This is a genomic window from Parapedobacter sp. (assembly GCF_053550995.1).
In genome coordinates, this window is sequence record NZ_JBMQOC010000039.1 from 71,563 (window position 1) to 83,151 (window position 11,589).

Annotated in this window: 8 protein-coding genes; 2 read left to right on the forward strand and 6 right to left on the reverse strand. The window is 55.5% G+C overall.

The window, feature by feature from the left end; translation table 11 throughout:
• Positions 1 to 274 precede the first annotated feature (274 nt).
• Together ACO1NT_RS06110 and ACO1NT_RS06115 are read left to right on the forward strand one after the other, a co-directional pair.
• Positions 275 to 1,681, forward strand: a complete 1,407-nt coding sequence (locus tag ACO1NT_RS06110) for a DUF3857 domain-containing transglutaminase family protein (protein WP_449047540.1) — start codon at positions 275 to 277, stop codon at positions 1,679 to 1,681.
• Positions 1,674 to 2,132 (forward strand): RagB/SusD family nutrient uptake outer membrane protein, encoded by a 459-nt coding sequence (locus tag ACO1NT_RS06115; protein ID WP_449047541.1) that lies wholly within the window; start codon positions 1,674 to 1,676, stop codon positions 2,130 to 2,132. Before ACO1NT_RS06110 ends, ACO1NT_RS06115 begins: the two co-directional genes overlap by 8 nt.
• 171 nt (positions 2,133 to 2,303) lie before the next feature.
• On the opposite strand, the gene ACO1NT_RS06120 is transcribed toward ACO1NT_RS06115, so the two are convergent.
• The 6 genes from ACO1NT_RS06120 to ACO1NT_RS06145 all read right to left on the reverse strand — a co-directional run.
• Positions 2,304 to 3,572, reverse strand: coding sequence for an alpha/beta hydrolase family protein (locus tag ACO1NT_RS06120; RefSeq protein ID WP_449047542.1), 1,269 nt, complete (start codon positions 3,570 to 3,572; stop codon positions 2,304 to 2,306).
• Between the two features lie 37 nt (positions 3,573 to 3,609).
• Positions 3,610 to 3,957: a hypothetical protein gene (locus tag ACO1NT_RS06125; protein ID WP_449047543.1), complete on the reverse strand. Its 348-nt coding sequence runs from the start codon at positions 3,955 to 3,957 to the stop codon at positions 3,610 to 3,612.
• 139 nt (positions 3,958 to 4,096) lie between these two features.
• On the reverse strand, positions 4,097 to 4,936 hold the full coding sequence (locus tag ACO1NT_RS06130) for a hypothetical protein (protein WP_449047544.1): 840 nt from the start codon (positions 4,934 to 4,936) through the stop codon (positions 4,097 to 4,099).
• A 20-nt stretch (positions 4,937 to 4,956) separates the two neighbouring features.
• The gene (locus ACO1NT_RS06135; RefSeq protein ID WP_449047545.1) at positions 4,957 to 6,648 is read right to left on the reverse strand and encodes a RagB/SusD family nutrient uptake outer membrane protein; all 1,692 of its coding nucleotides are present in this window, start codon (positions 6,646 to 6,648) and stop codon (positions 4,957 to 4,959) included.
• An 11-nt stretch (positions 6,649 to 6,659) separates the two neighbouring features.
• Positions 6,660 to 9,887 (reverse strand): SusC/RagA family TonB-linked outer membrane protein, encoded by a 3,228-nt coding sequence (locus ACO1NT_RS06140; protein WP_449047546.1) that lies wholly within the window; start codon positions 9,885 to 9,887, stop codon positions 6,660 to 6,662.
• Between the two features lie 79 nt (positions 9,888 to 9,966).
• The coding region (locus ACO1NT_RS06145) for a glycoside hydrolase family 31 protein (protein WP_449047547.1) at positions 9,967 to 11,589 on the reverse strand (1,623 nt) is incomplete at its 5' end.

Genomic DNA, 11,589 nt, shown 5'->3' on the forward strand with positions numbered 1-11,589 from the left:
AAATAATAACTTTTCTGGCGTTACGGTTTTATGTTATTTTTAAGCTATGGCGTATCTCGATACACGATGCCTGTGGTAGTACGCCAGGCGATAGAAGCAGCCAGATATCGTTATAAATTGGTAACACACACGTCAAGATCAACTGCTCCGGTTGGGAATGTTGGCGCTACCTGTGTTTTATTAAAATAATATTGTATATTCAGCCGCTGAATCTGTTGATATATAGACCTAAGCGTTCTGTATGCTTACAATTGTTAGAACCCACGTTTGCGCGTTGATTGTTATACTTATCGGCATTAACTTATTGCCCACAGCGCCCACGTTCGGCCAGCCGCGCCTGTTGCAGTCCGTTACGCCGCAGTGGGTGGAGTCCATCGTGCCCAATGGTGGGCGGCCCGAGGCCAAGAAAATCAGCGATGGTTATTATTTCAAGCTGCTGGATTATCAACTACATGCTGAACAGCAGGTAGCCTATACGCATGTCATCCGTGAAATCGTCAATGAATCCGGTGTACAGTACGGGTCCGATATTTCCGTCACTTTTTCCCCTACTTACCAGCAGGTGCGTTTTCATGAACTGTGGGTAATCCGCAATGGACAGCGGATAAATGCATTGCAGGTCGATCAGTTCAAGGTGGTCGCGGTCGAACAGGATGCGGCCTCATTCATCTACAACGGTGATTATTCTGCTTATTTGGTGTTGGATGATATCCGTGTCGGCGACCAGATTGAGTACAGTTACTCCATCGCGGGACGAAACCCCGTTTTTGAAGGTCGCTTTTTCGAAGACATCTACCTACAGGGCTCCGTGCCCATATCGCAGCTCCATTCTTCCATATTGGTGTCGCCATCGCGGCCCCTGAAGGTCAAGACATTCAATGGCGCCCCTGCCCCCGTTATCCGGCCCGTGGGCCAGCTGTCGCGGTACCAGTGGCAATTCAACATGGTCGAGGCCGTGCAATACGAGTCTTATACGCCTTCGTGGGTCAACCCCTACCGGTATGTCCAGCTTTCCGAATACGCGGACTGGGAAGCGGTAGCGGAGTGGGCGCAGCGCATCAACCCCGTACCGGCCGCTATCGGTGGTGCGTTGGCGGCAAAGGCCGACGACCTGCTCCGGCAATCTGCCGGGGACCCCAAGGAATTCGCCAATGCCGCTATCCGGTTCGTACAGGACGAAATCCGGTATACCGGAGTGGAAATCGGTGAATATTCGCATAAGGCACATCAGCCTGAAGACGTTTTTACCCAGCGCTACGGCGATTGCAAAGACAAATCATTACTGCTAGTAAGCATGCTCCGCTATGGCGGGATCGACGCCCATCTGGCGTTGGTGAATACCACCCTTATCAGCAAGATCGGCGACCAGCTCCCGTCGCCATCAGCGTTCAACCATGCCATTGTCCGGTTCAAAATCGATAACAAGCCCTATTGGGTCGACCCTACCATCAGCCATCAGGGCGGCGATCTGGACAACCGGTCTATGCCCATTTATGGCTCGGCCCTCGTGCTTGAACCTGCCGCTAGCGAGCTGGAGTCCGTGGTATCCAACCAGTCGGGCAAAATCAAATGTGAGGAGCGCTATAGCCTTTCGGCCGATGAAGAAGCCTTGGCATCCTTCACGGTGGAGACGATTTACAGCGGCCACGAGGCCGATCAGCTACGGTCGCAGCTTGCCTAATGGAAGCGTTTCGGATACAGCCGGCATAGCGCCCGGTGCCGACGGCAATTACGGCATTATGGCATCGTCGAGAACTGAAATGCGGGAAGCGATCCTGGCTGAGCGAAATATCGAGTTTTGCTTTGAAGGGCATCGGTTCTGGGACTTGAGACGGCTACGGATGTTGGAACGCCTGGATGGCAGCACCAAACATGGAGTCGAAGCCATAGCGGTTAAAGACGACGGTACGGAAATGTCTATCACCGAAGCGCGCACGCAGGCGGCGGCCTACGCGTTGCAGGAGGATGATTTCAAATACAGCCTGCTGCAGGTTCCCCTGTCCGGCGTCCGCGTCAATGCCGTTCCGGAAACCTATTATTTCTTCCCGATCCAGGAGAGCGTGATCGACCGGAACCCGAGCATTGAGCAGAACAACAATTGGGGTGGGTCATTTAACCCTACCTTGGAGTAGTAGGGGAGCCGAAAGGTTATGGTACGAAAAGGGTAGCAGGTAGGTACAGTACAGTTGTTTGAAGGAATAGCCAGATATTTGTCACTTCATAATTAGGTTTATAATTGGTTTGTAAAGGTTTCCATTCTCCCCGTTTGGAAACCTTTCTTTTTTAGCCAAACAGGCGTGCCGTTAATCAGCTGCCTTGAAGTGTTTATCGGCGAAATCCAAAAACGCCAGCCAATCATACCGCGTCACATCGTGTTTACCTGCCCGGATATGGTAGCCAATATCGTTCAGGATGGGCTCATGGAGGTGGGGCATGACGTTAGAGTCCAGTCCTTTTAGGCCGTACAGCGTGTAGGCGGGACTGGCATGGTAGGCTGCTAAGTACTCCCCTTTGGGGTCAGCCCACCGGTCTTCCACCGCGCTGGCCACATAAACCGCACGGGGAGCCATCAGCGCAATCAATTGGTGCTGGTCAATGGGCCGCTCCTGCTCTTTGCCGCGGTATTGATTGAAAGCAGGGCAGAACCACGACGGTTGGATGCTGCTTACCCGCTCGATGCTCTCGCCATATTCGCGGCGCGAAAGGGCTGCGCCACCCTCGCCGGAATCATTGGAAATGACCACGCTGAAACGGGTATCTTGGGCGCCGGCCCATAAGGCGGCTTTGCCCTGCCGCGAGTGGCCCATGATGGCGATCTTGTGGCTGTCGATGCGTGGCTCGGTAAGGAGATAATCAACCATCTGGCTCGAACCCCACGCCCACGCGCCGATGGCCTGCCATTCATCCGGTGCCTCCGGCTGGGTACCGTAACCCTTAAACAAAGAGATCACGCTGTGGTCCTTCAAGCCCGGTTTATCCGGAAAGATATCGTGGTAGCACATGGTAGCTACCGCATACCCGCGGTCGATGATATCATCATACGACCACCGGCTCGCTTGGCAGGCCCGTTCCCAATCGGGGTGGCCAGCGGGTTTAACCAAGGTGAAGTTATCCGAATATTGGATTGTCGTGTCGCTGAGCGTGCTGTGGTTGCCTTTGTAATTATAGCCTACAAACACAGGAACTTTACCCACGCTGCCATTGGGTAGTAGCAACAATAACAAAGCTTCCAGCTCTTTTTTGCCGTTACTGAAAATAAACTTGACCTGCTTAATGGTGGCCTTGCCCCCCAAACCGGCCGGGTTTTCGGCCAGCAGCTCGTAACGTACCGAAATGCCCGAATCGTCGGGTGTACGGCCATACATCTGCGAAGCGAACAGCTCCAGCAGTTCCGGGCGCCGAAGCTTTTCCCATTGGCGCGCCGACGTGATGGCCTTGCCGTCCGAGGTGACCAAAAGCTCGGGCAATACGTAATCGGGTACCTTAGACTCGTCGTAATTAATGTTTTGCTGGGCGTTTAGCGAAGCGCTGGCCAGCAGGATAATGGCCATGGCAATGAGGTTTCTTTTCATGAGCATCCTTTCTTTCTCTAGCGGTACCCTCTGGGGTTTACTCCACATATTTGATGGCTTGGGCTTTCTGGTATTCTTCGGTTTCTTTAGCACCACTGTACGCGAACCCCAGGATGATGACACCATCGGCGCCGACTTCGCGGCCCTTCGCAATGATTCGCTCCTTGGCGCGATCGTCCCCTTTTAGTCCGCTGACTTGCTCGGAGAGATGCCCGATGACCCGGTATGCCCTTTTGACATCCTTCTCGGCATAATAAACATCCACTTGCTCCGTTGGTTGGTAGCGACCCCCTACATACGAAACCGTCATGCAGGCGTGGAATGTGAAGGCGGCCACGATCAGCGGTAGGAGCATGAGCTTGGGGAGGGGGTGCTTCATCTTCATGGTATATCGACTTTACTACACAATGATACAAAAAAATGGCGACGATGGCGATGGCCCCGGCAACTTGCCGCGTTTGGCCAAATAAAAATGTGCCGGCAATACCCCGATCGCCGGCACATCAAACCCGAGAAAGGGGTTGCTATTCAGCCCTGAACACCCAGAAATAGGCGGCTCCCCAAGCCCCCGTGCCCGGAGGGGCATAGCTCAGCACGAGCTGGTCGCCATTGATGATCAGGATATCGTATTCATAAACCGGCGCGCTGCCCTCATCGGGCGACTTGCCGCAGAGTACAGTCACCCCGCGCGTCGTGAGCTTGCCCTTGGCCCATACATCGCCATTGTCGAGGGTGGTGATTTTCGTCATGTCGAACGAAAACGTGCCCGCTTCAGTATCACCGTTGCTTTTGACCTTGGTAAGTCTCGATCCGCTGAGCGCGAATACCATGCTGGCGCCATCGCCTTCGCCCGGCGCTTGGCCGTCGATATCGGCGACGGAAAGCATCCACCATTCGGGCTTACGGCTACCGAGGTAACCGCCGTTGCCCCACACGGCGGGCTGGCTGTCGTCCCATACCCATGTTTTCTCCGATCCGCCCGTGAGGTAACCCCATTCCAGCGGTACGTCAAACGTCAGCTCGTCCACATGTACCGTCAGCGTTTTGGTCACCTTGGTGCCATCGGCGTTAAGGCCGGTAAACTCAATCTTATTCTCGCCGGTGGTAACCAGCAGCACCGTATCTGTTTTCCGTTGCGTTACGCCGGTACCATAGTTCCACGACGAGAGCACGGGGCTGCGGTTGTCCAGTGCGACTTTGTTCGAGTTTTTTCCATCGACCTGTATGAGTGTGGCCGTGACGTCGAGTTGCTCGGCCGTGATGGCTCCACTCATTTCCATACGGTCTTCGATCGGCTCGCAGGCCGAAAACGCGACCAGTAGTGCGAAGGCCCAGTGGGCCCATTTCGTTATGAAGGTTTTCATCGTATTCTTCCTTTTTAGTTTTACCATCCCGGAAATTCATCTGCGGGCGTACCCCATCCGGCATTCTGTACCAATACCCCGTCTGATAGGGCAATCTCATTTTGGGGGATGGGCCAGAAGCCGCCGGTAGCCTCGTACCGCGCGCGGTAGCCACCACCGAAGCCCCGCATCTGGGTGTCTATCCCTTTGTTTTTGATGGCTACCCCTTCCTGTGCTGCCAGGGCATCAGCCGCATCATGCCAGCGCATCAGGTCGAAATAACGGAGGCCTTCAAAGGCCAGTTCCCAACGGCGTTCGCGCTTCAGCGCCTCCAAGGAATAGGCAACGGCCGTCAAACCTGCGCGTGCCCTCACCTTGGTGAGCCCCTCGGCGGTTTGGGTGAGCTCCGAGTGCATCAGCAGCACATCGGCAAAGCGGATCAGCACGTGGTCTTGCGTATGGGCGAGCTGCATGTCGGTGGGTGCGGCATCTTTCAGGATGGCATAGGAAGGGAGCAGATTGCCGTCGTCATAGGCGGTAACGGGGATGTACTTTTTCTGCCAGAACCCGGTTTCTTCCATTTGGGCGTCCGCCCCATAGATGTAATCCTCGAGGTCGTTATCCACGTCGATAATGGAGGCGGTGCGGCGGATATCGGTGGGCTCGGCCTGCCGCCACTGCGACCAAAGCGCGGTGTTTACCGGGCCGGCACCCCAGCCCTGCCCGAAGGGGAACGTACCGGCCTGCCCGTTATTGGACCGCAGGCCGAAGTGCAGCACATATTGGTTGGAGTAACCCAGCTTGTATTGGTCGCCCCAATCGACAAGTGTGCCGAACTTGATGGCAAACACCGTCTCTTTATTTCCATCGCCTACCCACTTCAATCCGTTGTCTTTAACGTACTCGTAGTCGGCCGCCGTGTATTCATTGGTATAAGGCCAAAGGTTCCTGAAGTCATCAACCAAACCGTGCCCGCTGTTGGCGATGCAGTCGTTAAGCCAATTGACGATCTGCGCGTTGTCTAGCTCACCGCCGCCTGCCACGGGTAACGTAGTTTGGCCGTAGTAGCCCGTATAGAATAGGAATACGCGGGCTGCCAGGGCCTGCGCGGCCCACCGGGTGGCATGGCCAGCCACCGTTTGTGTATAGGGCACGGCGGGGAGCAGCGATATGGCCTGCTGGAGGTCGTAGGCAATCTGCCCATATGTTTCCGCTGCGGGCGCTTTGGGGAGGTTCTCGGCCTCAGGAACGATCACCAATGGCACCTCTCCGAAAAGCTGCGAAAGCTCGAAATAGAATATGGCGCGTAAGAAATGGGCTTCGCCAAGCAACTGGTTCCGTTGGGTCTCGGTTTCCCACTCGGTCACGTTGTCGAGGGTGGCGATTGCCGTATTGGCCCGGAAAATACCTTGGTAACGTGCCCGCCAGAAGGATAGGAACCGGTTGGGCTGCGTGTTCATCAGGTGGTCGAGCCCATGCATGTCGCGGTCGTTTTCGCCACCTCCGCCGAAGCGGTCGTCAGAAGCCAGCTCGGCCGTGTAGAAATGGGTATGCGCCGCATCGGCAATGGCCGTGCTGAAAGTGGAATAGATACCGGTGATCATCTGCTCGGCATCGGTGGCATTGATCGGGAAATTGCCGGTGTTCTTTTTGCTGTAGTGTTCCGTATCCAGGAAGCTTTCACAGCTGGATAGTGTAACGATGCCTAGGATTATTGCGATTATTCGTTTCATGTCTTTGCGTACTAGAAGTTAACATTGAGCCCGATGATGAGGTTGCGCGGGCTTGGATAGAAACCGAGGTCGATGCCCGAAACCCATCCCCGTGTGTCGCCGTACCCGATTTCGGGATCCATACCCGAGTAGCCGGTAAACGTATATAGGTTTTGTGCCGACACGTACAGCCGGGCTTGGCCCACCGGCAATTTGGAGAATACCGACTTGAGGTCATACCCGAGTGTAATGTTCTGGATCTTGAGGAAGTCGGCATCCTCGATGTAAATGTCCGAAACGTATTGGCCATTGGTATGGCTGCCATTGGTGAGCCGTGGATACCGGTTTGAGGTACCCTCGCCATGCCAGCGCTGGAAAACTTCCGTGGTGTAATTCTGTAGCGGGCTATCCGCAAAGGATCGGTAAGATTTGGCGATTTGGTGGCCGAAGGCACCGAATGCCGTTAGGCTGAGGTCGATGCCTTTATAGCCGAGTGAAATGTTGAGTCCGGCGGTGAAATCGGGATGGGGGTTGCCAATCTGTACCTTATCAGCATTGGTGATGGAGCCATCACCGTTGGCGTCGACGAAAATGACATCACCCGGTTGGGCAGTTTCCAATACGCCATGCCCGCGGGCACGGTAGCCAGCGATCTGCTCGTCTGTCTGGAAAATCCCGTCCGTTTTGAATCCATAGAAGTATCCCACCGGGTAACCTACTTGGGCGCGGTACATGGGCAGTGTGCCCTGGCTTAATACGTTGGCCTCGCCTTCGATCAGCTTTTCGGTGTTGTCGATACGTACCACGCGGTTGCGGTTGTAGGCACCGTTGAGGTTGATGCTGTACGTGAAATCATTGAACGATTCGTTCCAGTTCAAGCCCAGTTCGATGCCTTGGTTTTCGATATCGCCACCGTTGATGAACGGTGGGTTCGTGCCATAGATGGCCAATACGGGTGCAACCAGCAGCCAATCGATGGTGGATTTGCGATACCAGTCGAATACGACACCGAGGCGGTTTTGCGCAAACCGGGCATCGAAACCGATGTTGAGCTGCTCGGAGGTTTCCCAAGACACCACCTCATTGGGGAGGATGTCTGGATAGGCGCCATTGAGCAGCGTGTTTTTGTCATTGCCGAAATAATAGCCGTTGTTATTGTCGATAGATACGGTGGCTAAATACTGGAAGGGGTCGATACGGGCATTGCCGTTCTGGCCCCAACTGGCGCGCAGTTTAAGGTAATTCAGCCACGTGGATGCCTCCTCCATAAACGACTCGTTGGTGACATTCCAACCCGCCGAGACAGAGGGGAAGTAACCCCAGCGGTAATTACGGTTGAAATTGGACGACGCGTCTGCCCGCATAATAAACGAGGCCATGTAAGTTTCCTTATAGTTGTAATTGATCCGCCCGAAAAAGGCGGCGAATTTATCGTCGCCCCAGTGCCCGCCGCCGATGGCGGGGGTGTACCCGGGATAGGGTGTCCAGTTGCCTACGTAAGCCTGCTTCCAGCTTCCGGGGAACGAGGAGTTGGTGGTGTTGACGCTCAGGTCTTCACCAAGCCCCCAGTGCTCGATGGACTGACCTACCACCGCATCGAGTTCATGTCCATTGCCAAGCGTGCGGCGGTAAGCCAACGTGTTTTCCAGCAACCAAGCATAGCCTACGCTCTGGTTTTGAGAAAGGTCGTCGATGTCATTGATAGAGGTGGTGGATAAGTGGAATGTGGGTGTATACGAACGGTATGACGACGCGTTCAAACGGTAGCCGAAATTGCTGCGGAAACGGAGGTCTTTCAACGGCTGGATTTCCAGATACGCATTGGCCATGACCGAATGGTTCTTGCTTTCGTTCTGGCCGCGACGGTACACCATATCCGCTATGGGGTTGGCGGTGGCGCCGTCAAAAGCCCAGCCGTCGGCAATTTTGCTGGCATGGTCGTAGTATTCGCCGTCTGTGTTGTAGACCGGCATCAGCGGATTGCCCACCATCATGTTGTGAACATCGTTCCAGTAGATGTTACCAATGCCGATGCCCGCGTTGGCCCGGTAGGTATACGTTACGTTTTCGCCAAACTTCAGGATATCGAGGCCATCGTTTTTGAGGATGACGTGGTCGGAGTTGATGCGCACGGTGTGCCGGTTGAGGTGGGGTGCTACCGGCTTGCCGAAAATCCCGTCTTGCGAAGCCACGGAGTAACCCAGCGAAAATGTGGACCGCTCGTTGCCCCCCGTAAGGTTAATGGCGTGGTTTTGTGTCAAGGCGTTGTCTTGATGGATCGCTTCGAGCCAATTCGTGCCGTTCCAGGTGCCGTTCTGGATCTGTTCGTATTGGTTGGGGATGAGCGATGCCCAATCATAGGGGGCCAACCCTTCATTGAACCGACGCTCATCCTGGATGGCCATGTATTCCTTGGCCGTGAGCAGCGAAGGCATTTTGTAGGCATTTTGCCAACCGATGAAGGCATCGTAATGGAGGGTGGTCTTCCCTGCTTTCCCCTGCCTGGTGGTGATGAAAACCACACCGTTGGCGGCCGGGGCCCCGTAGATGGCCGCCGAGGCGGCGTCTTTCAGGATATCGATGGATTCGATGTCGGACGGGTTGAGGCTGTTGATATCGCCGCCGATCACGTTGTCGATGACATACAGCGGCTGTGAATCGCCGATGGTACCGATACCGCGGATGTTGATTTTGAATCCCTCGCCGGGCATACCGGATGACTGGGTGATCTGCACACCCGGCGACTGGCTTTGCAGGGCGTTGGCCACGCTCGTGGTGCTCAGCTTCTGGATATCGTCGCCTTTCACCTGCACCATAGCGCCGGTGGTCAACTTTCTTTTCTGGGTACCGTACCCCACAACGACCAGCTCCTCTAAGATGTTGACCGACGGGACTAACGTGACGTTGATGATCGGTTGGCTGCCAACGGAAATCTCCCGGGCGTCGTAGCCTACCGATGAAAACACGAGGATGGCGCTTGCGGAGGATATGGACAGCTGGAATTTGCCGTCGGTGTCGGTCGTGGTGGTCGTATGGGTGTTCTTTTCGACCACCGTAACACCGGCCAACGGTACACCGGTATCGTCAACGACGGTGCCGCTCACCTGTTGCTGGATGGCGGGTGGGTATCCAACGGCATGGGCTGTGGTCTTGGCGCCTGCATATGCGGCGCTCCCGGGCACCGAAAGGCCGATGGCGAGGCAGCCCATGGTGAGGTGTAGCAGCCGTCGCGTGTACTGTTTATGGAAAATTAAATGCATGGTATTATGTTTATAACTGAATGATTGAACGTTATTTTTTAGCGCTGGCTGCTCCTGGCCGCACTAGTTTTTTGCATGTTTATTTTTTCAAATCGATCTGTGCCTCCTTTCCGCTGTAGCTTATTGTCTTGGTGATGTGTAAGGGGGTATCGAAACCGTGCGCCGCGCCGGGGTGCACATAGGCGATGCGGAATATCCGGCGATGCAGCATCCCTTCAAAGGCACCCTGTCGGTCGCCGATGCGGAGCTCACCCGTGGCATCGTTATAGTCGATCGCAATGGTGGTGAACTTGCCGCGCTCGTAGTCATAGGTGGTACCCTGGTCTTCGTAGAGCTCAAAATGGCCATCATCGCCGGCATATACCAAAAGGGTGACCTCGCTGGCCGGCTTTTCATCGGTGTATTGCAAATCCGGGCCGAGGGGAATGATGCTTCCCGACTTGGCGAACAGCGGCATACGCTCGTAAGGCGCTGGCGCTTCCAACTGTTGGCCGCCCGGGTAGTAGGTGCCCCGATAGAAATCATACCAGCCGGCGCCCTCGGGCAAATAGAGCGGGCGCGACCTGGCCTCGCGCTGGGTAACGGGGTTGACCAACAGGGAGGGGCCAAACAGGAACTGGTCGTTGATATCCAACGCTTGGGTATCGTGGGGGAAGTCCATGGCCAAGCCCCGGAGCATCGTGCCGTTGTGCAGGTACGTGTTGCCGGCCAGCGAATAGATGTAGGGAAGTAGCCGGTAACGCAACGCAATGTAGTAGCACATACTGCGGTACGCCGGATGGCCTTCGGGTGCGATGTGGAAGGGCTCGCGGTATGGGAACTGTCCGTGCGCCCTGAAAATGGGAAGAAACGCGCCGTACTGGTACCATCGGGTGTTGAGCTCGCGCCAGGCTTCCCGGTCTTCCTTAGTTGGATCGTGGAAGCGCCGTTCCACGAGGAATCCGCCGGCATCCATGGTCCAATAGGGGGTGCCCGACATCGAAAAGTTGACGCCGGCGGCGATCTGGTCTTTCATGTCGTGCCAGCGTGACGAGATATCGCCGCTCCACGCCGCAGCGGCATACCGCTGCTGGCCGGCAAAGTAGGAACGGGTAAGGATGAAAACCCGTTTATTGGGGTCGGTGCCACGCTGGCCTTCATATATTCCCTGGGCATTCACCAACGGGAAGGCGTTGTAATACCGCGCCGACGAGCCAATGGCGGGTTGCATGACCGATTTGCGCGCGGCGATGTTGATGTTGGAGTGGATATCGGGCTCGCTGGCATCCATCCACCAGGCTTCGATTCCTTTTTGGTATAGTTTCTCGTTCATCAGATTCCAGAATGCCCCGCGCGCTTCCGCATTGAAAGGGTCGTAGAACGTAGAGGTATATCCCTCGCCGATCCAATCGCGGCGGCCATCGAAGATGTTGCGGCGGTATAGCCACCCGCCGTTGCGGAACCGCGGGTATACACTGGATGCTTCGTTGATTTTCGGCCACACCGATATCATGAGGTGGAGGTGGTTTTCGCGGAGGCGGCGCACCATGCCGTCGGGGTCGGGAAACCTTGCTGGGTCGAAATCATGGCTGCCCCAATCATGCTCCCGCCAATACGACCAGTCTTGCACCATGTTGTCGATGGGTATCCGGCGGCGGCGGAATTCCATCGCGACGGATTCCAACTCCTGCTGGGTCTTATAACGTTCGCGGCTCTGCCAGAA